The organism is Pauljensenia sp. UMB0895, from assembly GCF_030218905.1.
Classification (GTDB): domain Bacteria; phylum Actinomycetota; class Actinomycetes; order Actinomycetales; family Actinomycetaceae; genus Pauljensenia; species Pauljensenia turicensis_A.
In genome coordinates this window covers 34479-57956 of the sequence record NZ_JASOQR010000014.1, presented here as the reverse complement: position 1 = coordinate 57956, position 23478 = coordinate 34479, and the positions used below count along the sequence as shown (strand labels likewise).

Sequence of the window (23478 nt, the reverse complement as noted above, 5' to 3'; positions counted from 1 at the left end):
GGAGGAACGCGATCATGGCACTTCAGTGCACGTCTGCCACCCCTATCGACGAGGCAGGGAATCCCGCCGATTCGCATGCCCCTGACTGGGGCGGGAGTGGCACGGGTTTTTCGCACATGCGTGTGCGCGAGCGTATGGAAGAGGCTCTCCAATCAGACTCGGGCGAGGTAATCGCAAAGATTGAGGAGCTGATCAAGGACGAATCAGTTGATGTGCACGAGCGGTTGACGATTGCTCGCGCACTTGTTGATTGGTATGCGCTCAATGACCAAGCAAGCGACTGTCTTCGCGTGGCACGTATCGCCACCGAGATCGGAATGGACAACCTGGGACCGTTGGATGAGGATGTGTTGGTTGCCCGTAATTCTGAGCTTTACTGGCAGGCGACGCTGGGAAAATACCACAATATCGATAAGAACTACCGGATTCTGATTCGCGATGTTGAGCATGTCATGGGGAACCACAGCGAGCTCGCGTGGGCGGCGCGAACAAATTCCGCGATGCCCGCTAAAGCTAGGGGTGACTTTACAAAGGCCGTTTCAATTTATCGGCGCGTTGTGCGCGATATGGGCACGAGGTTATCCGAAGACGACTCGCTGGCGATGAGTGCGCAAGACAACTTGGCTGAAGCCTTGGTGCTGGCTGATAAGTACGACTCTGCACTAAAAATTTATCGAAGCCTGCATGGGATCTCAAAGAAGAAGTGGGGACTTCAAGACGGAAGAACTCTTCGCCTGCGCGGGGAAATTGCTCGAACAAAATTCTTGCTTGGACGCAGAAAACAGGCGATGAAAGAGTGGAAACAGACGTTCGCCGACTGCGTAGAGGTTCTTGGAGCACATAATCCGCTGACACTTGAGATTCATTGTGTTCTTCTTGCTGCGTCGATCGATATGGATGATTCGCAGGCGGTTATCGAACTTACAGAGAAGCTCGTCAATGATCCGCCAGAAGAATTGGAAGGAGAAGAGATCGAAACCTTCCGCCAGATTAGTGAAAGCTATCGTCAGATCGTTGTCATGGAAGGTGAAGAGTAGGGATGCGACACAGTTCTTTTACACGGAAGAACGTGATGTGCGCGAGGTCGCGCGCTCATAGTTGGCACTTGGGGGCGCGTTAATGGGACGATAAAGGGGAATATCTATTGGAGGTACCGTGCCAATCCCTACGCCCGCACAAGTGGAAACGATTCGTCCTGCTCACACCGAGCAGTCACGCCTGCGAAACTTCTGCATCATCGCGCACATTGACCACGGTAAATCCACGCTTGCTGACCGCATGTTGCAGTTGACCGGCATTGTTGAGCAGCGTGATATGCGCGCTCAGTACCTCGATCGTATGGATATTGAGCGTGAGCGTGGCATCACCATTAAGTCTCAGGCTGTTCGTATGCCGTGGACACGAGATGGCCAGGCGTACGCGCTCAATATGATCGATACGCCCGGTCATGTTGACTTCACCTACGAGGTCTCTCGATCGCTTGCAGCGTGTGAAGGCGCGGTTCTTCTGATTGATGCTGCGCAGGGTATTGAAGCACAGACTCTGGCGAATCTTTACCTCGCTCTGGAAAACGATCTTGCGATCATTCCCGTTTTGAACAAGATCGATCTGCCCGGTGCTCAGCCTGAAAAGTATGCTGCCGAGGTTGCTCAGCTGATTGGTTGCGATGAATCCGAGGTCCTGAAAGTGTCGGGTAAGACCGGTGAAGGCGTTGCCGAGTTGCTGGATCGTATCGTCGAAGTCGTTCCCGCTCCGAATGGCGATCCAGACGGTGCAACCCGAGCCATGATTTTCGACTCCGTCTACGACACCTACCGCGGTGTGGTGACCTATGTTCGTGTCGTTGATGGTGCCCTGTCCACGCGCCAGCGCGTCAAGATGATGTCGACCGGCGCGACCCACGAACTGCTTGAAATCGGTGTGATTTCGCCAGAACCGATGCCCAGCGAAGGTATTGCCGCCGGCGAAGTAGGCTACCTCATCACGGGCGTGAAAGACGTGCGTCAGTCGCGCGTCGGTGACACGGTGACATTGAACGTTCGAGGCGCTGAGGAACCGCTGTCCGGATACAAGGATCCACGTCCGATGGTCTTCTCCGGTATCTACCCGGTTGACGGTTCGGACTTCCCTGATCTGCGAGATGCCCTTGAACGTCTTCAACTCAATGACGCAGCGCTCACCTTCGAACCTGAATCGTCGGCAGCCCTCGGCTTTGGGTTCCGTTGTGGCTTCTTGGGACTGTTGCACCTCGAAATCATCCGGGAGCGATTGGAACGCGAATTCGGACTCGACTTGATCGCAACAGCGCCGAACGTTGTCTACACGGTCGTTGCAGAAGACGGGAGCGAGATCATCGTTGAAAACCCGGCGATGTTCCCCGAAGGGAAGATCTCTGAGGTTCGCGAGCCTCTTGTTGAAGCAACAATCCTGACGCCGACTGATTTCACCGGCACGATCATGGAACTCTGCCAGGATCGTCGCGGAACCATGAAGGGCATGGAGTACCTGTCCGAAGACCGCGTCGAGCTCCACTACACCTTGCCTCTGGCAGAAATCGTGTTCGACTTCTTCGATCAGTTGAAGTCGCGCACTCGCGGATACGCCTCGCTCGATTACCAGGAGAAGGGCGAGCAGAGTGCCGATCTGGTGAAGGTCGATATTTTGCTCAACGGTGACCGCGTTGACGCGTTCAGCGCGATTGTTCACCGCGATGCCGCATATGCGTACGGTCAGCGGATGACGAAGCGTCTGAAGGAGCTGATCCCCCGCCAGCAGTTCGAAATCCCTGTTCAAGCGGCAGTAGGTGCACGCGTTATCGCTCGCGAAACGATCAAGGCACTGCGTAAGGACATGCTGGCTAAATGCTACGGCGGTGACATTACGCGTAAGCGCAAGCTGCTCGAAAAGCAGAAGGAAGGCAAGAAGCGCATGAAGTCCATCGGTCGCGTGGACGTGCCACAGGAAGCCTTCATCGCAGCTCTGACATCGGATGTTCCGACCGGAAAGAAGTGATTGTGGCGGATCGCCCCAGCTATCGCCCAGGAGAGGCTCCCGAAGGGGAAGTCTTCTTCGCGCGGACCAAGTCGTTTACACGTCGTAGTCGTGAGCTCCCGCTGAATCTCCAGCGAACCTGGGATGCTCACGCGTCGAAGTATGTGATCGAACCTGAGCGGGGGATCGGCCATACGACTGTCGCCGATACTTTTCGCTTGGATCCGGTTCAACTTTTCGCTCGCAAGGCCCCTCTGACCGTTGAAATCGGATCGGGCACGGGTGAACAGATCGTTGAAGCGGCTCGCACACACCCCGAACGTGATTACTTGGCGTTTGAAGTGTGGGTGCCCGGTATTGCGAAGCTGATCTCCAAAGCCGTTGAAGCTGGAGCAACGAATATTCGTGTGATCGAAGCCGATGCTCAGCAGGCGTTCCCGATTGTTTTCGCTGACTCAGTCGCAGACGAGGTGTGGACATTCTTCCCCGATCCGTGGAGGAAGTCGCGTCACCATAAGCGTCGTCTTGTGTCCCCCAAGTTTGCGCTCGAGGTTGCCCGAATCCTCGCTGACGGCGGTATCTGGCGACTTGCAACCGATTGGGACGACTACGCCTGGCAGATGCGCGACGTAGTAGAGGGATGCCCGTTGCTGGCTAATCCCTACGAAGGCGAGCGCCCCGACGAAGCCGATGAACAACCGACTCGCGGTGGTTTTGCCCCTCGCTTTGCAGGTCGCATTGTCACGCACTTCGAAACCCGAGGCCTTAACGAAGGTCGCGTTGCCCACGACGTTGTCGGAGTTCGTTTGCCTCGTGAAACCACGAATGCGCGTACGACCCAGGGTGAAAATACTTCCGATCAGGCGGAATAAGGAGCTGGCTGTTGCCTCCGGTCCAACCCGATGGAATTGAATGGCCAAAAGATGGCCATCTTGAGCCAGCATTAGCTGAAGTCGACCAAGGGCGTCCGCTTTCGCTCTACGTGCATGTGCCATTCTGCACGGTTCGATGCGGATACTGCGACTTCAACACGTACACAACAGGGTTCGGCGTGGGGGCAGAGCCGGGCTCATACGCGCGCTCAATTGAAGCCGAAGCACAATTCGGTAGGCGCGGCCTCGTGAATGCCGGATTTGAACCGCGACCAGCCGAAACTGTCTTCATCGGTGGTGGAACGCCCACTCTTCTTGACACCGACGAACTGGCACGCATCCTCGATAGCCTGCGAAATCATTTTGGGATCGCACACCAAGCCGAGCTCACGATTGAAGCGAATCCCGATTCAATCGACGCCAAGGGGCTGCTCAAGCTAAAAGAGGCGGGTGTCACTCGGGTTTCTTTCGGAATGCAGTCAGCAGTACCTCAGGTGCTTGCAACGTTGGACCGCACGCACAATCCCCAGAAAGTCCCCTCTGTCGTCCAAGCCGCGCGCGATGCTGGCTTGGACGTGTCCGTCGACCTGATCTATGGGGCGCCGGGGGAGAGCATCGATGATTGGCATCGGTCGTTGGATGCTGCGGTCGCCCTGGAAACGGATCACATTAGTGCGTATGCGCTGGTGATCGAAGAGGGCACAAAAATGGGTGCGCAGGTCGCTCGCGGTGAGTTGCCCATGCCGGACCCGGACGACGAAGCAACCAAGTACGAACTCGCTGACCAGGTCCTTACTGACGCGGGCTTCAAATGGTACGAAATCTCGAATTTTGCGCGCCCGGACGTAAACGAAGCTGGCGTGGAACCGACCGAACTGCGCCACGCAAGTCGACATAACCTGGCCTATTGGCGTGACTGGGACTGGTGGGGGCTAGGGCCCGGCGCGCACTCGCACGTGGGACGTTACCGCTGGTGGAACGTCAAACACCCGACCGCCTACGCGGGGCGCGTGCAAGCGGGAGTTTCTCCGGCGCTCGCGGGCGAAATACTTGAATCCGATGCTCGAGCACTGGAGAAAATCATGCTCGCCGTGCGCACCTCCGAAGGCATACGCGTCTCGGATGTCATCAATATCCACGCGTTGCCAGGCTTGATCGCAGACCAGCTGATCGACGGAGTACATGCGCTGAAAGGGCGGGTCGTTCTGACCCTGAAAGGGCGACTTCTTGCCGATTATGTGACCCGCGAACTCATGGGATTCTAACCTTCATCTCTCGTTGCCACTGCACCCCTACGGGGGTGCCTCTATTCTTGAAAGGGAGCGCGGTCATTACTGGCCGCAGATGATCCGTCAAGTAGGAGGGCACAATGAGCCAAGACATGGGACCCAACCCGTACGTCGTCAACATCGAAGATGCGACGATGGAAAACACCAACTACCGCACCACCCTGTGGACTGGTAAGAACCTGCAGCTCACCGTCATGTGCATCCAGCCCGGACACGACATCGGCCTGGAAATTCACGAAGACCACGACCAGTTCCTCCGCATCGAAGGTGGGCGAGGCCTGGTGCAGATGGGGCCGACCAAGGATAATCTGTCCTTCGAGGCCGAAGCCTCAGACGATGATGCCATTTTCGTTCCGGCTGGCTCTTGGCACAACGTCACCGCAATCGGTGATGAGCCCCTTCGCGTCTACTCGATCTACGCTCCGCCGGAGCACGCACATGGCACCATCCACGTGACCTACGAAGAAGCCATGGAAGCCGAAGCCTTGGAGCATGGCGAACACTGAGTTTCATAGAAGGCACTGAGTCTTTCAAGGGGCGGGTGATACCGGAGCGATCCGGTATCACCCGCTTTTTGTTTCCATTCAAATCCAGCCTGTAGTCCCATCGCGGTGCCTCGTCGGCGAAACGAGAGGCTGAGCATGTACGTGAACTGCAACAATGACAAACTTTTGCCGAATTTGCTGAGAAATAGTGCGGTGGTAAACTCCCATCGGCACAGTCTATTAAGTAGAGAGTCCGGTTATATGTCCCAGACAACACAATCGACGGGGACGTCGGTGAAGGAACTGACCCTGCGAGGCGTCATTATCGGTGGCATCATCACCATCATCTTCACCGCAGCGAACGTGTACCTCGGCCTGAAGGCGGGCCTGACCTTCGCAACCTCCATCCCCGCGGCCGTCATTTCGATGGCAATTCTGCGTTACTTCAAAGACCATACGGTCCAAGAAAACAACATCGTTCAAACGATCGCGTCCGCGGCAGGCACACTGTCCGCGATCATCTTCGTTCTCCCTGGCCTAGTCATGGTCGGTTGGTGGCAGGGTTTCCCATACTGGCAGTCGGTCTTCGTCATCGCTCTCGGTGGCATTCTCGGCGTTATGTATTCGATCCCGCTACGTCGCGCACTGGTCACGCACTCTGATCTCCCGTACCCCGAAGGCGTCGCAGCTGCCGAGGTCCTGAAGGTTGGCGACACCAACGAAGGTGCCGAAGAATCCAAGCGTGGTTTGCTCGCCATTATCTGGGGCGGTCTGTCATCAGCTGGTTTTGCCATCCTCGGTTCGATGAAGGTTCTCGGGACCGAAATCGGCACCGCTTTCAAGTTCGGAGCGGGTGGCACCATGGCTTCGGCTTCGTTCTCGCTGGCCCTGATCGGTGTTGGCCACCTGGTTGGCATTGGTGTGGGTATCGCAATGATCGTCGGCCTGGCGATTTCGTACATCGTCTTGCTACCGTGGCGGACCTGGGGAATTGTTGATCCCTCGGCTCTGGCTGACACGGTTGGTACCGTCTTCCGTTCTGAAGTTCGGTTGATCGGCGCCGGCGCGATTGCTGTTGCAGCAGTGTGGACGCTGATCAAGCTGATCGGCCCCATCGTCATCGGTATTAAGGATTCGCTTGCATCGACCGCGAAGCGCGAGTCGGGTGAAACTGTCCCGCTGACCGAGCAGGACCTGTCCGGCAAGATCGTTATCGGCGTGACCCTTGCGGTGATGCTCCCGATCGGTGTTTTGCTCTGGCTGTTCTTAAAAGACACCGCCATTGCACACAACTCGTTGGGCCTGATCATCATTTCGATCCTGTTTATCCTGATCACGGGGCTTGCTGTTGCATCCGTCTGCGGTTACATGGCGGGTCTGATTGGTGCCTCCAACTCGCCGATTTCCGGTGTCGGCATCATCGTCGCTATCGCAGCTGCCCTGGTTGTGAAGGCTATTCACGGCACCGCATCCGGTGATGAACTGTCCGCCCTGGTTGCCTACACGTTGTTCACTGCAGCCGTTGTTTTCGGTATCTCCACGATTTCGAACGACAACTTGCAGGATCTGAAGACCGGTCAGCTGGTGGGTGCAACCCCGTGGAAACAGCAGGTTGCTCTGGTCATCGGCGTTCTCTTCGGCGCGATCATCATTCCGCCGGTTCTGAACCTGATGGGAAACGCTTTCGGTTTCCAGGGAGCTCCGGGCGCTGGCGAAAACGCTCTTGCAGCTCCGCAGGCCTCTCTGATCTCTGATTTGATCAAGGGCGTCTTCGGCGGAGACTTGAACTGGAATCTGTTGGGCATCGGCGCACTGATCGGCATCGTCATCATCATCATTGACGAGGTCCTGAAGAAGACCACTAAGAAGATGTCGCTCCCCGGTCTGGCTGTCGGCATGGGCATGTACCTGCCGGTCTCGATCACCCTGACTATCCCGATCGGTGCGCTACTCGGCATGATCCACGACAAGTGGGCCGTTAAGCAGAAGGATCCCGAGAAGGCAAGGCGCATGGGTACCCTGGTTGCCACCGGTTTGATCGTCGGTGAGTCCCTCTGGGGCGTCGTTTACGCCGGTATCGTCGGCTTCTCCGGTAAGGACGCACCACTTGCGTTCATGCCTGACTCGTTCGCGGGAGTTGCTCAGTGGCTCGGCTTGGTCGTTTTCGCTGGTGTGATCGGCTTCTTGTACTCCAAGACCCGCAAGGACACGCTGAACTGATCAACGCGAACTCACGCGTTCTGGTGCGATTGTGCACTGAGGTGCCCGGTGCCCCATTAGGGGTGCCGGGCACCTGCGTTTCGGGCGGGGCGCTGTGGTGGGGTGTGTCGTGTAAGGCGCCGTTTTCTTGGCGGGGAGCCCGATTCTGTCGCCTCGTATAACCGAACTGGTAGGGGCGATCAGCGGAGGGGGGACAGTCGCGTACGTGTCCGTCTGGTCATCAACGGCGGCGTTTCGGGCAGGCACTGCCTCGCAATCTTGCTTAGTGTGGTCGAGTGATGTCCCAAGAAAACCGCTTCGACCCATATTCGACTTCGTTCGACCCGTATGGCACGGATATTTTGAGCTCCGACCCGCACCGTGAGGGGCCACATGCGCTTCGCCCGCGTTCGCAGGAAATCCCGGTTGAACTGGGCATGGTGTTAGAGGACGTGGCAACAGGCTGGGTGGGTGCTGTTATTCGCGTTGAAAAATCGGGTGGCATGCACGTCGTTGAATTAGAAGATCGGCGAGGCTCTGTCCGTTCCTTCCCGCTCGGTGGCGGTTTCTGGCTGGAGGGCCGTCCCGTTATGCTTGCGCCACCTCGTCGACAAGAATCTGATGTGCCCACACTCAAGCCTCAGCTGACTACCCATGGTGGGCGTGCGGTGACGAACTCGGGTTCGATTGCTGGGCCGAAGGGGGGCCCGAAGATAGCGAAGCAGTCGCGGATCTGGGTTGAGGGTCGCCACGATGCGGAGCTCGTCCAACACGTGTGGGGCGATGATCTGGCAGAAGCGGGAGTAGTCGTCCAGTTGCTTGAGGGCGTGGATCATCTTGAAGAGATCCTGGAAGTCTTCGGACCGTCTGATGAAGTTCGCGCCGGTATTCTGGTCGATCACCTTGTGGAGGGGTCGAAAGAGTCGCGGATTGCCCAGCGTGTTCAGTCGCGTTGGTCTAGCGGTGTGCTGGTTGTTGGTCACCCGTTTGTGGATATTTGGCAGGCTGTGAAACCTGCTCGCCTGGGGCTGACTCGCTGGCCGGATATTCCGAGAGGTACGGATATTAAGCATGGCACTCTCGATGCGCTGGGCTGGTCGCATGCAAATCAAGCGGATATTGCGATGGGGTGGAAGCGAATTCTCGCCCAGGTCCGCAATTATAAGGACGTTGAGCCGGCTCTGTTGGGGCGCGTTGAAGAGCTGATTGATTTTGTCACTGAACCCGGTACTCGTTAGCGTCTGCGCAGTTGGGGGATATTTCCACCGCCGTTCATTGTTTCGTAGTGACGAGGCCGGGACCGTCAGCAAAGACTTTGCGTGAGTAGTGCCCGTTGTGAAGAGGTAGTGCCAACGTTGTGCTCGTTACTTCGGCTGGGTGCTTTGATGGGCAGGGAGTAGAATTGGCACTCAGATAGAGCGAGTGCCAGATTCGTGTCGAAACCGATCCTTCACATCACGGCTTCGATGGCGTGTGGTACTCCGCGTCAGTTTTCGCTTGGAACGGAGGACACATGAACGACGATCGTCGGCTCGGCGTTCTTCGAGCGATCGTCACTGAATACGTGCACACCCGTGAACCCGTGGGTTCGAAGGTGATTGCTCAGTCGCACGATTTAGGTGTTTCTTCTGCGACGATTCGTAATGACATGGCTCTGTTGGAAGAAGCCGGTTTGATCTATCAGCCTCATACCAGTGCTGGTCGTGTTCCCACGGATAAGGGCTACCGACTTTTTGTTGATTCCCTGTCCGCGTTGAAACCGATGAGTGACCCGGAGCGCAGTGCTGTTGAGCATTTCCTTGAGGACTCTTCGAACCTGGACGATGTGGTTGTCCGGACCGTGCGTCTGCTGGCGCAAGTAACGCATCAGGTGGCTGTTGTTGAGTATCCGACGTTGGCGTTGCAGACGTTGAAGCGGGTAGAGATCGTTGATCTTGCTGCGACCAACGTGCTGGTCATTGTCGTGACCGATTCCGGACGCGTTTCTCAGGACACTATTGAGCTTCGTACGCAGTTGACTAGCGGAGATATTGCGGTTCTTCGCGAGAAGCTCAACGCTGTTTTTTCAGCTCTGGGCCCCGATCAGATTCTCGGTAGCGTCGAGGCCCTGAAGGCGCTTCTTGAAATGCGTTTGCATGATGTGGCAGATGCTCTTGCCCAGAGCATCGCGCGTCTCCTTCGCCCCAGTGGTGAATCGAAGATCGTCATGGCTGGTATGTCGAATCTTGCTAGGGGAGCGGTTGACTTCCATGATATTGCGCCGGTCTTAGACGCTTTGGAAGAGCAGGTGGTATTGATGCGCCTGTTCTCTGAACTGCAGCTTGATGATGATGTTCATGTTTCGATCGGTGCGGAAAATGAACATGACGCGCTTGCTGAAGCATCGGTTGTGGCTTCCACGTACCATGCGCCTCCACGTAGTGGTGATACGCGTGCTCACCTTGGTATTGTTGGCCCGACTCGCATGGATTATGCGCGAACGATGGCTTCGGTCAGGGCTGTTGCTGCCTATCTTTCGCGGTACTTGAATCGCTAGATCACCTCCCATGAGCTTTCACCGCCGATGCGGTGATCACACGAAAGAACATAAGGAACGAAGACGAGTGAACGACTACTACGAGGTCCTTGGCGTATCAAAGGATGCGACTGTCGACGAGATTAAGAAGGCGTATCGTAAGAAAGCACGTCTGCTACACCCTGACTACGCTGGACCCGAGTCAGAAGAGGCTTTCAAAGAGCTTTCTGTCGCCTACGAAACGCTCTTAGATCCCCAGAAGCGTCAAATGTATGACCTTGGAGGGCCGGATGCCTTGCGTGGTGGCGGTTCACCATTTGGTGGTGCTGGTGGCGGGTTATCTGACATCTTTGATGTGATGTTCTCTGGTTTCTCCGGTCAAGCTTCCGGGCCTGCGCCTCGCGTTCGTCGTGGTTCCGACCAGCTGATCGGCGTGGAGATTTCCTTGAAGGACGCTGTTTTCGGCGCGAAGAAGGAAGTTTCATACGGAACATATATTCTGTGCGATTCGTGCCATGGTTCGATGTGTGCTCCGGATACTGAGCCCACACGGTGCGGGACGTGTAATGGAACGGGCTCGGTGACGCGCGTCCAGAACACGATGTTTGGTCGTATGCAGTCGCGTGGAGCCTGTCCGACCTGTCAGGGGTATGGCACGATTATTGCATCGCCCTGCCATGAATGTGCCGGTCAGGGGCGTGTTCGTTCGCGTCGTACGATTACGGTTGATATTCCCGCCGGTGTAGACGAAGGAACTCGTATCAGGGTTGGTTCCGAGGCTGAAGTTGGCCCCGGTGGCGGTCCGAATGGTGATCTCTATCTTGAGATCAACGAGAAAGCGGATGATGTTTTCGTCCGCCAAGGCGATGACTTGCACACGTGGATCACGATCCCGATGACAACGGCGGCCTTGGGCACGAAGTTTGACCTCGATACGTTCGACGGTGCGCAACACGTCGAGATCCCGGCTGGTACTCAGCCGAATGCTGATATTGAACTGAAGAACTTGGGCGTCAGTCGTTTGCAGCGTTCTGGTCGCGGTGACTTGCACGTCCACGTGAATGTTGAGATCCCGAAGAAGCTTGATGATCGTTCGCGTGACCTTCTTGAGCAGCTTGCGAATCTTCGCAAAGAGACGCGTATCGAACCTGACCGTCGTCCCTCGTCAATGTTCGACAAGATCCGCGAAGCGTTCACCGGCCAATGACACGTCCCGTTTTCATTTACGAGGGCGACCTCGTCCCCTGCGAGTTGGATGCAGGCGATACAGTCTCGCTTGAAGGAACTGAAGGCCATCACGCGGCCATCGTTCGGCGCATCGGAGTAGGTGAGTGGATCGACCTGATAGATGGCCACGGAACGAGGCTCACGTGCGAGGTTCTCTCCACCTCGAAGAAAGGTCTTGATCTTCGTGTCGATCAGCGTGTGATCGAACCTCAGGCGACGCCCCAACTGATTCTTGTTCAGGGGCTTGCAAAGGCTGGACGAGATGAACAGGCAATTGAAGCCTGCACCGAAATCGGGATTGATCAAGTGATTCCCTGGCAATCTGAGTATTCGGTTGTCCGGTGGAACGGTTCAAAAGCCTCAAAAGGTAAAGCGAAGTGGGAATCCGTCGTTCGTGCGGCCGCTAAGCAGGCGCGGCGAGCGTGGATCCCCAGCGTCGGCGACGTTGTCAACTCAAAAGCGCTCGCCACATGGGTTGAGGCAAATACAGAAGCCGGGGGCAAAGTTTTAATTTGCCACGAGGAAGCAACCGAATCGCTGAGCTCAATCATTGCCAGTGATCCCACGTCATTCACCACAGCGTCAAGTTTGACGCTGGTGGTTGGCCCAGAAGGCGGAATGAAGAGCGAAGAAGTGAACTGGCTTCAAGACGCTGGGGCGTCTTTGGTTGGTCTTGGCGCGAATGTTCTTCGCTCGTCGACGGCTGGAGCCGTGGGAGCGACACTCTTAAGCGCGACGCTTGGACGCCTGTAACTCGAGCGTATGTACTGCTGACCGACAGTGAATACCGTCGGCCAGCAGTACGTGTATGGGTTAAAGCCTCAGCTTTCGATCGAACCGATGATCGTGAAGGTCATCGTGTGGGATTGGCCAGGGGCAAGCACAATGAGATCCTTGCCTGAATTAAAGGCATTCGGGGGGCAGGTCATTGGCTCAACAGCGATGCCGGTTCGTCCCATGGAATCAGCAGTGAACGCCTGAACCCACGGGGTGTCAGCCTTCAATTGAACCGTCAATCCGGTTTCTGGATCACGCAGTTGAACGGTCCATTCACCTTCGGGCAAACCGGTGAAAGCATGGTCAACAGATTGTGAGCCAAGTAGGCGCGGAGTGCGGAAATCACGCTCAAGATCATCTACCGGGACCATTTCAACAGGAACCATGTTCTGATCGACCCGGATGATTTCAGAGGCTGGAATCGTAACCTCGTATCCATCATTCTTCTTGCCATCGAGTGACAGGTAGGGGTGGGACGAAACACCATATGGGGCGGGTGTGGAGCCGACGTTTTTTGCCACTAGAGTGACGGTCAGACCACGGCAGGCGCTGAGCGCGTAGGTTACCCACGCTTCAATCGGCCACGGGTAGCCATAGCGGGGAGCGATGAATGCTCCCAGTGTTGCTGAGTCAGAATCAGCGTGAATAATCGTCCAGTCAACCCAGGTCATCAGACCGTGCAATGCTGAGCCGGTTGCAGGTTCATTCACGTCAACCGTGTAGGTGATGTCTTCCCATGTGTATGTTCCTCCAGCAATACGGTTCGGCCAGGGCATCAGCGTTTTCCCCAAGTAGCCTTCGGGAATTTCATCCGCGTCATGGGCGACGACTAAGTCGCGCCCTGCGTACGTGAGTGAGGCGAGTCCGGCGCCGACGGTAACAATCCGAGCCTCATATTCTCCAGAAGAAAGAAAGATTTCGTAACCGGACGCGTGACGGGTAGGCATGGGTGCTCCTGACGGTTGGTGAATGCGTGGACTAGCACGCTTATGCAATCAAGCTTAGTTGCGAAAAGTGACAAAGTGGGGAAGGAAATTGACGAGGCACGAACTGGCACTCTACCGATTTGTTCAGTGGCTAGATGTTCGTCATTCGGTCGTGACACAATGGGCGGGTGACACTTTCGTCGCACAACTTTTACCAAGGAGGAATCGTGACCACCACCGTCACGCGTGAATTCGTTGCTGGCCTGCCCAAGGCAGAACTGCATCTCCACCTTGAGGGCACGCTTGAACCCGATCTTAAGCTTGCTCTTGCTACCAAGCACGGCGTCGATATCGGTCAGTCGACCATCGAGGAAGTTCAGGCCAGCTACAACTTCACCGACCTGACCTCGTTCCTCGCCGTCTATTACCCGGCGATGAATGTCCTGCAGGATGAAGAGGACTTCGAGGCTCTGGCCTCCGCTTACTTTGCGCGAGCCAAGGCGAACGGTGTTCGTCGCGCTGAGTGCTTCTTCGATCCCCAGGCTCACACCACGCGTGGTATTGCGATTGAAACTGTCATCAACGGCTACTACAAGGCTGTTGAGAAGGCACGCGAAGACGGACTCTCCGCTGACCTGATTCTCTGCTTCCTGCGTGATATGAGCGCAGAATCCGCGCGAGAAACCCTTGAAGCAGCACTGCCACACAAGGACAAGTTCTTCGCCGTTGGCCTAGATTCTGACGAGCGCGATAATCCACCGGAGAAGTTCGCCGAGGTCTTCGCGATGGCGAAGGACAACGGTCTGCATGTCACGATGCACTGCGACATTGATCAGGTTGGCTCTATCGACAATATCCGTCGTGCGCTGACTGAGCTCGGTGCCGAGCGCCTTGACCATGGCACGAACATCGTGGAAGACGATGCCCTGGTTCAGCTGGTCGCAGATAGGGGCATTGGCTTGACCTCCTGCCCGCTATCGAACTCGTTCGTCACCGCGAACAACCACGATATGAAGGACAAGGAAGTGAAGACTCTCCTTGAACGTGGCGTGAAGGTCACCATCAACTCTGATGACCCGGCCTACTTCGGTGGCTACGTTGCCGACAATTTCTACGCTCTTGCCGACCAGGCAGGCTTCACCAAGGACATGCTTGTTCAGCTGGCACGTAATTCTCTTGAAATCGCTTGGGTTTCCGACGCAGAGCGTGCACGCCTGCTGGGTGAGCTCGACGCTTTTGTTGCAACCAACTGACTCGGTCTTCTGGTTTCACTGGGGGCGCTTAGCCGATCGCGTCAGACCCCGTGACGTCTCGTGGCGAATGTGCCAAGACCGGTGAGACTTCCGACCTGAATAAACGTGGGGGGCGGGTGCTACTCATTGATAGCACCCGCCCCTTTCACGAAAAAATACCCGCAAAGTGCGTGGCGCATAGAGTAAAGAGACTCAAGTGGGGCCTCGTCGATAGGACGAACAGCGACTGAGCGTCAGTGAACCTCGAAGCCCAGTAAGCGGAAGTAATCACGAACTTCCTCGGTCGCCTCAGGCGAGGGTGGCTTTGTGTCACGCAACTGATAATCCAAGCCCAGTGAATCCCACTTATCCTGACCCATCTGATGGAAGGGGAGGACCTCAACGCGGTCGATGACATTGCGCCACCTCGTGATGATGTTTCCTATCGCTTCGATATTGTCCTTGTCATCAGTTAATCCCGGCACCAAGACAAAACGAATCCACACGCGTGTCGTGCCACGCGCCGCCAGGCGATCACCGAAGTCAACGGTCGGCTGAAGGTCGCCGGTCGTGACCTTCTTATAGAGCTCAGGGATACCGGACTTCACGTCCAGCAGAACCAAATCCAGATCGTCGAGCATCGCGTCATCGCAGTTCGCGCCAAGGAACCCCGACGTATCCAAACAGGTGTGAACCCCCATTGCTTTCGCTCCGGCCAAGATACGACGAACAAACTCCGGCTGCATCATGGCTTCGCCACCGGACAGGGTGATACCGCCACCCGTCGTGCGGAAAATCTTACGGTAGCGATGGATACGGCCGAGGATCTCGTCGATCTCAACGGGCGTTCCATTCTTCATGAAGAACGTGTCGGGATTGTGGCAGTACAGGCAGCGGAGCCCGCATCCGTTAAGGAAAATCGTCAGACGCGTTCCCGGACCATCGACAGCGGTCACAAGCTCCCACGAGTGAACGGATCCCAGCGTGCCGTCATGCATCTTGTGCAGGCGCTCCGTGCGTTCCATCTCGCTCAGCTCACCCAGGCCTGCGACTCCTTGACCGCCCACGCGACCGGTCGGTGCTTGGAAGTCTTGATCGCGGAGCTTCGAGTGGGAATCAATGGGTCCGGTGGGAACGATTGAAGATCCATCGCCTACGGGGGCGGTGTGGGAAAGCTCAGTCATGGTGTCCTGATCGTGAATGAAAGGGAACGAGGCGCACGTTCATGCTCTGTTCATTGTGAGTGCGCAATTGTTAAGGGCGTCGACGCAATTCGGGGCGCAGGAAGAACCCCGCGCCCCGAACCGGAAGGTGCTGAATCTGTTTTACGCCAGCGTAAAGCGGATATCAGGCCGAGTGGTGGAAGGTACGCGAGAGAACGTCAAGCTGCTGCTCGCGGGTGAGCTTCACGAAGTTAACGGCGTAGCCGGAAACGCGAACGGTCAGGTTCGGGTACTTCTCGGGGTGCTCGATTGCGTCTTCCAGGGTGGAACGATCAAGAACGTTGATGTTGGCGTGGTACAGGCCGTCGGACTCGCCGCGCTCTTCACGGGCTGCCTTCATGTCTGCGAGGCGCTCTTCGTAGGTCTTGGTTGCCATGATGATTTTCTCCTTATGGGTGTTGTCTGGTCTCGGGAGCGGGGCTTGGTAGTGCCCCGCTCCCGGTAAGAATGATTAGTTACTGGAAATCATTTCACAGGTATCGTCCGGGACGAAGCCTGCATCGAGGATTCCGACAAGGTTGTCGATCTGCTCGGCCTTTGTACGGCCAAGGCCGGACGGGGTGATGGTGTTCGTCAGCGAGATACCGTCGAGCGCATCGTTGTAGTCGAGCTTACCGACCGACAGCATGGAAGCAACCATGCCGTGGGTGTCGATGCCGTTCTCCGGGTTTGCGCCCGGTGCGAACGGGGTGCCTGCGCGGTGACCGGATGGAAATGCGCCGGTTGCCTTGCCGTAGACGACGTTCGAGGTGATCGTCAGGACGGACTGCGTCGGGATTGCGTCGCGGTACATCGGGATCTGACGGATCTTGTCCATGACGGTGTGGACGACGGTTGCGGCGATCTCATCGGCGCGGTCGTCATCGTTGCCGTAGGTCGGGAATTCGCCTTCGGTTGTGTAGTCGACAACCAGTCCGGTTTCGTCGCGGATCGGCGTGACCTTTGCGTACTTGATGGCTGCCAGCGAGTCAGCAACGATCGACAGGCCTGCGATACCGCACCCCATGGTGCGGATGATTTCGGAATCGTGCAGTGCCATCTCGACTGCTTCGTATGCGTAGCGGTCGTGGCAGTAGTGGATAATGTTGAGGGCTTCAACGTAGGTGCCGACAACCCAGTCGAGCATCTCTTCGTACTTGGCCCAGACCTCGTCGAACTTCAGTGGTTCGTCGCCGGTGATGGGCTCGTAGCCTTCAACGACCTGCTTGCCACTCATTTCGTCGCGACCACCGTTGATGGCGTAGAGCAGGGCCTTTGCAGCGTTGACGCGTGCGCCGAAGAACTGCATCTGCTTGCCGACCTTCATCGGGGAGACGCAACATGCGATGGCGGCGTCGTCGCCCCAGTGTTGGCGGATCTGCGGGTCGGACTCATATTGGATGGACGAGGTTTCGATCGAGATCGCTGCGCAGAATTCCTTGTAGCCCTTGGGCAGGTTTTCGTCCCAGAAGATCGTGATATTCGGTTCGGGGGCGGGGCCTAGGTTACGCAGGGTCTGCAACAGGCGGAATGAGGTCTTGGTGACCAGCGTGCGACCGTCGTCGCCGAAGCCTGCGTCTGACCAGGTTGCCCAGTAGGGGTCTCCCGAGAAGATCTGGTCGTAATCAATCGTGCGAAGGAAGCGCGTGATGCGGAGCTTGATGACGAGGGCGTCGATGATCTCCTGTGCGTCGGATTCGGTGATGAGACCGGCGGCGAGGTCGCGCTCGAAGTAGACGTCGAAGAAGGCGGAGAGGCGACCGATCGACATCGCGGCGCCGTCCTGCGACTTCACAGAGGCGAGGTAGCCGAAGTAGGTCCACTGGACCGCTTCCTTCGCGGTTTTCGCGGGCCCGGAGATGTCGAAGCCGTAGTCGGCCGCCATCTTCTTCAGCTTCTTGAGCGCCTTGATCTGCTCGGAGTGCTCCTCGCGGTAGCGTGCCCAGTGCTCGGAGAAAGGCTGGTCTGCGTAGCGGTCCTTGTCCTGTTGCTTCCACTCGATGAGCTGATCGACGCCGTAGAGGGCGACGCGGCGGTAGTCGCCGATGATGCGACCGCGACCGTAGGCGTCCGGCAGGCCAGTGATGATGTGCGAGGAGCGGGCGGCTCGGATCCGCGGCGTGTAGATGTCGAAGACCGCGTCATTGTGGGTCTTGCGGTACTGGGTGAAGATCTTCTTGACCTCGGGGTCGACCTCCTTACCGGCCTCCTTGATGGCGGTCTCGACCATGCGCCAGCCACCGTTGGGCATCATCGCGCGCTTGAGGGGGGCGTCCGTCTGCAGGCCGACGATAACGTCGTCGTCGGAGGAGATGAAACCGGGCTTGAAGGCGTCGATGTCGGCGGGGGTGTGGGTGTCGACGTCGAGGATGCGGACCTTGCGTTCCTCGGAAAGGTACTCCTTTTCGAGGGTGTCCCAGACGCGGAGGGTCTTTTCGGTGGGACCTGCGAGGAAGGAGGCATCGCCCTCGTACGGCGTGTAGTTACGCTGGATGAAGTCGCGGACGTCGATTTCTTTGTCCCAATTTCCAGTTTTGAAATCGGTCCAAGCCTCTTGTGTGGGGATGCTGGGAGCGGTCTGCTCTGTCATCGTTCCTCTTCTCAATAAATGCTTGCGGCCGATCGTTGTACCGCACTGCATTAGATGATTCTCGAATGTGTACCGGTAGGTACCTTGTAACAATTGTGTACCTACATAGTTAGGGTTTCCATACAGAGGTCATTTGTCACAGGTGCGGGTTATCACAACGTGCACAATTGTTAACAATAAACATTTTCGAGGGGGACGTTAGTCCTAAGTGTGGGTGTGATGTTCTTTAAGCACGAGGTTGCGCTCGACTATTGTTCTCTCTCAAAGAAATGGACGCGCGTATGTATTGAGTCCTATCTATGCCTATGCTCATTACCAACAGCGCAAACACGTGCGTGAGTGGTCAAGGAGTTTCTCGGTGGAAGAGCGTAGCCCCGAACTGAAAGTCGGTGTTCTCGGTGCAGGTACCGTCGGATCACAGGTTATCCGAATGCTCACAGAGCAGGCCGACGATTTTGAAGCTCGTTCAGGTGCGCGTATACGCGTGAACAAGGTAGCGGTCCGCAGGCTTGATGCGCCTCGTGACTACGATGTGGATCCTGCACTTCTGACGACCCATCCCGAAGAAGCCATCGATGGCCACGACATTGTCGTTGAATTGATCGGCGGTATTGAGCCAGCCCGAACCTATGTCATCCGAGCACTCAAACAGGGCATTTCCGTGGTGACCGGCAACAAGGCCCTTCTTGCTACTCACGGTCCAGAGCTGTATGCCGCTGCGGCTGAAACCGGCGCAGACCTCTACTACGAGGCCTCGGTTGCGGGCGCAGTTCCCGTCGTTTACGGCCTGCGCGAATCGCTTGCGGGTGACCGCATCACCAAGGTGATGGGCATCGTCAATGGCACGACCAATTTCATCCTCGATGCGATGGCGTCGCGCGGCCTGTCCTATGAGGAAGCGTTGAATCAAGCCCAGGAGCTCGGTTTTGCCGAAGCCGATCCCAGCTCAGATGTTGACGGTTTCGATGCGGCGGCAAAGTGTTCAATTCTGGCCTCGTTGGCTTTCCATACGCGCGTCGGAATCGATGACGTTGCCGTTGAGGGCATCACCAAGATCACGGCAGAAGATATGGAAGAAGCTGCCTTCTTCGGTCGTACGATCAAGCTTCTTGCCATCGCTGAGCGTTGTGTTGGAGAAGACGGTAAAGACGGCGTTGCCATGCGCGTCCACCCCGCGCTCGTCCCGCTCGATTCGCCTCTGGCCAGTGTCGATGGAGCATTCAACGCCATCCTCATCGAAGGTGAAGCAGCAGGCCGTCTGATGTTCTACGGTCAGGGTGCAGGTGGTGCTCCCACCGCGTCCGCTGTTCTTTCGGACCTCGTCGCTGCTGCCCACCACCGCGCATTCGGCGGACACGCACCCCGTGAGTCCGTCTACGCTCACCTGCCGATTCTTGACCCGGGCATGGCCTTCACTCGCTACCAGATTCGTATGCAGGTAGAGGATCGCCTTGGTGTACTTTCCGATGTTGCCGGAATATTCGCTCGCCACGGCGTCTCCATCCAGTCTGTGCATCAGCGCGACGACAAGGAGCCGGGTGCCTGCGTGATCGTGGCGACAACCCACCTTGCCCGCGAAGCGGATCTGGCGGCAGTCGCACACGCCCTGTCGCACTCGCCCGCGGTTCGTGAAGTCACCAGCGCGATTCGCGTCGAAGGGGAGTGACATGAGAATCACCGAAGAATTCGTTGCCGTCTGCGTCCCCGCAACCAGCGCGAACCTTGGCCCAGGATTCGATTCGCTGGGGCTGGCGCTGAACCTTTGGGACGAAGTTGCAGTTCACGCAACCTCCGGAGTCCACACAAGCGTCACCGTTGAAGGTGAGGGCGCAGGGAATGTTGCAACCGGTGAAGACAATCTTGTCGTCCAAGCGATGCGCTTAGCGCTCGATCGTGCGGGCGCACCGCAGGTTGGCGTGAAAATGCGTTGCACAAACCGCATCCCTCATTCGCGCGGAATGGGTTCATCGGCCAGTGCGATCGTTGCGGGAATTCTTCTTGCTCGCGCGCTTATCGGGCGCGAGGATGTCCTGACGGACGAAGAAGTCCTCATGATCGGTACCGAATTGGAAGGACACCCCGACAACGTTGCGCCAGCAATCGCTGGTGGAGCAACCATCGCGTGGGTCGATAACGGCCGGCCGGGTGCAGTTTCACTCTCGGTTCCTCACACCATTGCCCCCGTCGTCTTTATACCTGACTTTAAATTGGCAACCGAAAAGGCCCGTTCCGCTCTTCCGCAAGTGGTCGCCCATACAGATGCGCGCTTCAATGTTGCCCGAGCCGCTCTTCTTTCTGCGCTCCTTTCAGGACAGGCTCGTTCGGTGGGGCAGGCCTCGTTCCATGATCTGCTGATGGATGCCACGGCGGATGTTTTGCACCAGGAATACCGACGCGAAGCCATGGAGCCTTCGCTTGCGCTGGTGGATTGGTTGCGCAATGCCGGCATCGCGGCCACAGTTTCTGGTGCTGGACCGACGGTTCTGGCCGTGGAGACGGTGCCGGACGAAATCTGCGCGGACGCCAGATCAGCGGGCTGGAAGGTCATGGCTCTTGACGTGCCAAGCAAAGGTGCGGCGATTACTCGCGGGCGACTGGCGAAGCTCTACTGATTATCCTTCAGTTCTGTTTTCTTTGTTTTCTTTCAGTCTCGTGTGACTTTATGCGCACAAACGCGCGACTTTAACGTTGTGGTGCCTATAGAGACAAACGGTTGGTACACTTGAAGCGGGTCTTACGGCCCGCCACGTTTTGGTGGCTCATCCCTTACGTCACGCGATCAGCGTTATCGCAACGTATTCCTCCCGTTTTAAAGGGAGATCCCCATTTGCTCGAAAAGAGCATTCCATATCCAGTGAGGATTCATTCGTGACAAACGAACAAGCCGCCCCCAAGACACAGTCTGCATTGCGGGGCATGAAGCTGGCTGAACTCCAGGCGCTAGCTTCCAGCCAAGGTCTCAAGGGTACGTCAAAGATGCGTAAGGCCGACCTGATCGAAGCTCTTTCTTCCTCGTCTGCGCCAGCTAAGAAGGCTTCCGCTTCATCTGACGAGGCCCCCACGCGCCGTGCCCGTGGTACGCGTCGTGCGGCTACCGCTGAAGTTTCACATGAGCAGGTTGCGCCTGCTACCCAGGCACCTGCCCAGGACCAGGGAACCCCGGATCAGGGAACGAAGAATGACGACGCTGAACAGCCCCAGCGCAAGTCACGTCGTCGTCGCGTCGCGACCGCCGGACCAACCGAACCGGCGACTATTGAACTGCCGGCTCCCAAGAAGGGCGGTGAGAAGCCCGAAGCGGAAGAAAACGCTTCCGTCAAGGCTCCGTCCCTGGACGCCATTGAGCTTCCCGAAGGGGAAGAAGGCGAAGAGCGCGGTCGTAACCGCCGTGATCGCAACAACCGTCGCCGTGATCGCAACAACCGCAACGATCGCTATAATCGTCGTAACCGTGACCGCAATGATCGTGGCGACCGCGAAGAACAGGTGCGCGAAGACGAACAGTTTGCTCCGATCGCTGGCATCTTGGATATTCAGGACAATCACGCATTTGTTCGCACTTCTGGTTATCTTCCCGGTCCGAACGATGTGTATGTCACCCTTGGCAACGTTCGCCGTTGGGGTCTGCGTGCGGGCGATGCCGTTGCAGGTGCCGTTCGGCAGCCCCGTGAAGGTGAACGGCAGCGTCAGAAGTACAACGCTCTGGTTCGCGTTGACTCCGTGAACGGCATGTCGATCGAGGAAGCGCAGGCTCGTCGCGAGTTCTCCAAGCTCACCCCGGTTTACCCGAATGAGCAACTACGCCTCGAAACGTCCGCAAAGGCATACACGCCACGCGTTATCGACTTGGTCGCTCCGATCGGTAAAGGCCAGCGTGGCCTGATCGTTTCGCCACCGAAGGCCGGTAAGACGATGGTCATCCAGCAGATCGCGAAGGCTATCGAGATCAACAATCCCGAGGTTCACCTGATGGTCGTCCTGGTTGACGAACGTCCGGAAGAAGTGACGGATATGCGTTCGATCGTCAAGGGGGAGGTCATTGCCTCGACCTTCGACCGCCCCGCATCGGATCACACGATCGTCGCCGAACTTGCCATAGAGCGCGCAAAGCGTCTGGTTGAACTCGGCCAGGATGTTGTCGTTCTTCTTGACTCGATCACGCGACTGTCGCGCGCCTACAACCTAGCCGCACCGGCTTCCGGCCGTATCCTGTCGGGTGGCGTTGACGCATCCGCCCTGTACCCGCCGAAGAAGTTCTTCGGTGGCGCCCGTAATCTCAAGGAAGGCGGCTCGCTTACCATCATCGCGTCGGCTCTGGTTGAGACCGGTTCGAAGATGGACGAGGTCATTTTCGAAGAGTTTAAGGGCACCGGCAATATGGAACTGCGTCTGTCGCGTCAGCTGGCAGACCGTCGTATCTTCCCAGCGATCGACGTCAATGCGTCCGGTACCCGCCGTGAAGAAATGCTGTTCCAGCCTGAAGAACTTCGCATCATGTGGAAGCTTCGTCGCGTGATTGGCACGCTGGATCAGCAGTCCGGTCTGGAACTGATCCTTGAAAAGCTCAAGGAAACCCAGTCGAACGCTGAGTTCCTGATGATGGTCCAAAAGACCACTCCCAGTGCTGACTGAGAACCCCCTGACGTGAAACGCGCGTCAAAAGGTCGCGCGTTTCACGCATATGAGGGCCCTGCCACATAGACGTAAGAGCGCCGAAAGTGGCACAATTGACGCCGTCGGCCATCGGTTCACCGGTTCGCCACCGTTTGGATACTCCAATTGGATACTCCAATTGGATACTCCAAGGCGGAAGGATACTTGCCACCAGATGTGGGAAGATCTGCGGATCCGGACCCGGGGCACCAACGAACCCAGGAGATACTCCATGAAGAAGGACATCCACCCCGAATACGTGGATACCCTCGTGACTTGCACGTGCGGTAACAGCTTCCACACCCGTTCCACCCTCACCACCGGTGAGATGCGCGTGGACGTCTGCTCCGCTTGCCACCCGTTCTACACCGGCAAGCAGAAGATCCTCGACACCGGCGGTCGCGTCGCTAAGTTCGAGGCACGTTACGGAAAGCGTGTTCGCCCCTCCAAATGAGGCAAGCGTACGTTGCGTTTTGATCGGCGCCGGGAGCGTTAAGCGCCCGGCGCCGAGGCGTATCTG

General features: G+C 57.1%; 19 protein-coding genes. 15 read left to right on the top strand and 4 right to left on the bottom strand.

Annotated elements, in window-relative coordinates; all coding sequences use genetic code 11:
* Positions 1-14: 14 nt before the first annotated feature.
* From QP503_RS07585 to QP503_RS07540, 10 genes are all read left to right on the top strand, one after another.
* Positions 15-1037: a tetratricopeptide repeat-containing protein gene (locus QP503_RS07585; protein WP_285101487.1), complete on the top strand. Its 1023-nt coding sequence runs from the start codon at positions 15-17 to the stop codon at positions 1035-1037.
* 118 nt (positions 1038-1155) lie between these two features.
* Entirely contained in the window at positions 1156-3012 is a 1857-nt protein-coding gene (gene lepA / locus QP503_RS07580) for a translation elongation factor 4 (protein ID WP_285101485.1), read from the top strand.
* Positions 3009-3863 (top strand): tRNA (guanosine(46)-N7)-methyltransferase TrmB, encoded by an 855-nt coding sequence (gene trmB / locus QP503_RS07575; protein WP_006681287.1) that lies wholly within the window; start codon positions 3009-3011, stop codon positions 3861-3863. Before lepA ends, trmB begins: the two co-directional genes overlap by 4 nt.
* A gap of 11 nt (positions 3864-3874) precedes the next feature.
* Complete coding sequence (gene hemW, locus QP503_RS07570; protein WP_285101483.1) at positions 3875-5128, top strand: radical SAM family heme chaperone HemW; 1254 nt, start codon at positions 3875-3877, stop codon at positions 5126-5128.
* 104 nt (positions 5129-5232) lie between these two features.
* Positions 5233-5658, top strand: a complete 426-nt coding sequence (locus QP503_RS07565; RefSeq protein WP_006681285.1) for a cupin domain-containing protein — start codon at positions 5233-5235, stop codon at positions 5656-5658.
* 240 nt (positions 5659-5898) lie between these two features.
* A complete protein-coding gene (locus QP503_RS07560; protein WP_181002089.1) occupies positions 5899-7857 on the top strand; it encodes an OPT family oligopeptide transporter in 1959 nt (652 codons plus the stop codon).
* 278 nt (positions 7858-8135) lie between these two features.
* Positions 8136-9074 carry a DUF3097 family protein gene (locus tag QP503_RS07555; RefSeq protein ID WP_103631945.1) on the top strand — a complete coding sequence of 313 codons (939 nt, stop codon included), beginning with the start codon at positions 8136-8138 and terminating at the stop codon, positions 9072-9074.
* Positions 9075-9349: 275 nt separating this feature from the next.
* Positions 9350-10372, top strand: coding sequence for a heat-inducible transcriptional repressor HrcA (hrcA, locus tag QP503_RS07550; RefSeq protein ID WP_103631944.1), 1023 nt, complete (start codon positions 9350-9352; stop codon positions 10370-10372).
* A 67-nt stretch (positions 10373-10439) separates the two neighbouring features.
* Positions 10440-11558 (top strand): molecular chaperone DnaJ, encoded by a 1119-nt coding sequence (dnaJ, locus tag QP503_RS07545; RefSeq protein WP_103631943.1) that lies wholly within the window; start codon positions 10440-10442, stop codon positions 11556-11558.
* Positions 11555-12331 carry a 16S rRNA (uracil(1498)-N(3))-methyltransferase gene (locus QP503_RS07540; RefSeq protein WP_285101480.1) on the top strand — a complete coding sequence of 259 codons (777 nt, stop codon included), beginning with the start codon at positions 11555-11557 and terminating at the stop codon, positions 12329-12331. Before dnaJ ends, QP503_RS07540 begins: the two co-directional genes overlap by 4 nt.
* A gap of 68 nt (positions 12332-12399) precedes the next feature.
* On the opposite strand, the gene QP503_RS07535 is transcribed toward QP503_RS07540, so the two are convergent.
* A complete protein-coding gene (locus QP503_RS07535; protein WP_285068060.1) occupies positions 12400-13302 on the bottom strand; it encodes an aldose-1-epimerase in 903 nt (300 codons plus the stop codon).
* A gap of 206 nt (positions 13303-13508) precedes the next feature.
* Between QP503_RS07535 and add the strand changes: the two genes are divergently transcribed.
* On the top strand, positions 13509-14534 hold the full coding sequence (add, locus tag QP503_RS07530; protein ID WP_285068061.1) for an adenosine deaminase: 1026 nt from the start codon (positions 13509-13511) through the stop codon (positions 14532-14534).
* A 233-nt stretch (positions 14535-14767) separates the two neighbouring features.
* Here the strand turns inward: add and pflA are convergent, their stop codons facing one another.
* The 3 genes from pflA to pflB all read right to left on the bottom strand — a co-directional run bounded on the left by pflA (position 14768) and on the right by pflB (position 18305).
* Positions 14768-15697: a pyruvate formate-lyase-activating protein gene (pflA, locus tag QP503_RS07525; protein ID WP_285068062.1), complete on the bottom strand. Its 930-nt coding sequence runs from the start codon at positions 15695-15697 to the stop codon at positions 14768-14770.
* A 163-nt stretch (positions 15698-15860) separates the two neighbouring features.
* The gene (gene grcA2, locus QP503_RS07520; RefSeq protein WP_179369766.1) at positions 15861-16112 is read right to left on the bottom strand and encodes an autonomous glycyl radical cofactor GrcA2; all 252 of its coding nucleotides are present in this window, start codon (positions 16110-16112) and stop codon (positions 15861-15863) included.
* 75 nt (positions 16113-16187) lie between these two features.
* Positions 16188-18305: a formate C-acetyltransferase gene (pflB, locus tag QP503_RS07515; RefSeq protein ID WP_219585215.1), complete on the bottom strand. Its 2118-nt coding sequence runs from the start codon at positions 18303-18305 to the stop codon at positions 16188-16190.
* Positions 18306-18663: 358 nt separating this feature from the next.
* Here pflB and QP503_RS07510 point away from each other — a divergent pair, with 358 nt between their 5' ends.
* From QP503_RS07510 to rpmE, 4 genes are all read left to right on the top strand, one after another.
* Positions 18664-19971: a homoserine dehydrogenase gene (locus QP503_RS07510; RefSeq protein WP_219585214.1), complete on the top strand. Its 1308-nt coding sequence runs from the start codon at positions 18664-18666 to the stop codon at positions 19969-19971.
* Between the two features lies 1 nt (position 19972).
* Positions 19973-20917, top strand: a complete 945-nt coding sequence (thrB, locus tag QP503_RS07505) for a homoserine kinase (RefSeq protein WP_179369763.1) — start codon at positions 19973-19975, stop codon at positions 20915-20917.
* Between the two features lie 256 nt (positions 20918-21173).
* On the top strand, positions 21174-22937 hold the full coding sequence (gene rho / locus QP503_RS07500) for a transcription termination factor Rho (protein WP_285068064.1): 1764 nt from the start codon (positions 21174-21176) through the stop codon (positions 22935-22937).
* 253 nt (positions 22938-23190) lie between these two features.
* Positions 23191-23412 (top strand): 50S ribosomal protein L31, encoded by a 222-nt coding sequence (rpmE, locus tag QP503_RS07495; protein WP_006681271.1) that lies wholly within the window; start codon positions 23191-23193, stop codon positions 23410-23412.
* Positions 23413-23478: the final 66 nt, after the last annotated feature.

What these genes read in the sequence shown, in the direction of transcription:
- QP503_RS07585 (WP_285101487.1), top strand. Translation starts at nt 15, where the DNA reads ATGGCACTTCAGTGCACGTCTGCCACCCCTATCGACGAGGCAGGGAAT.
- QP503_RS07565 (WP_006681285.1), top strand. Translation starts at nt 5,233, where the DNA reads ATGAGCCAAGACATGGGACCCAACCCGTACGTCGTCAACATCGAAGAT.
- QP503_RS07560 (WP_181002089.1), top strand. Translation starts at nt 5,899, where the DNA reads ATGTCCCAGACAACACAATCGACGGGGACGTCGGTGAAGGAACTGACC.
- QP503_RS07555 (WP_103631945.1), top strand. Translation starts at nt 8,136, where the DNA reads ATGTCCCAAGAAAACCGCTTCGACCCATATTCGACTTCGTTCGACCCG.
- hrcA (WP_103631944.1), top strand. Translation starts at nt 9,350, where the DNA reads ATGAACGACGATCGTCGGCTCGGCGTTCTTCGAGCGATCGTCACTGAA.
- QP503_RS07540 (WP_285101480.1), top strand. Translation starts at nt 11,555, where the DNA reads ATGACACGTCCCGTTTTCATTTACGAGGGCGACCTCGTCCCCTGCGAG.
- QP503_RS07535 (WP_285068060.1), bottom strand. Translation starts at nt 13,302, where the DNA reads ATGCCTACCCGTCACGCGTCCGGTTACGAAATCTTTCTTTCTTCTGGA.
- pflA (WP_285068062.1), bottom strand. Translation starts at nt 15,697, where the DNA reads ATGACTGAGCTTTCCCACACCGCCCCCGTAGGCGATGGATCTTCAATC.
- grcA2 (WP_179369766.1), bottom strand. Translation starts at nt 16,112, where the DNA reads ATGGCAACCAAGACCTACGAAGAGCGCCTCGCAGACATGAAGGCAGCC.
- pflB (WP_219585215.1), bottom strand. Translation starts at nt 18,305, where the DNA reads ATGACAGAGCAGACCGCTCCCAGCATCCCCACACAAGAGGCTTGGACC.
- thrB (WP_179369763.1), top strand. Translation starts at nt 19,973, where the DNA reads ATGAGAATCACCGAAGAATTCGTTGCCGTCTGCGTCCCCGCAACCAGC.
- rpmE (WP_006681271.1), top strand. Translation starts at nt 23,191, where the DNA reads ATGAAGAAGGACATCCACCCCGAATACGTGGATACCCTCGTGACTTGC.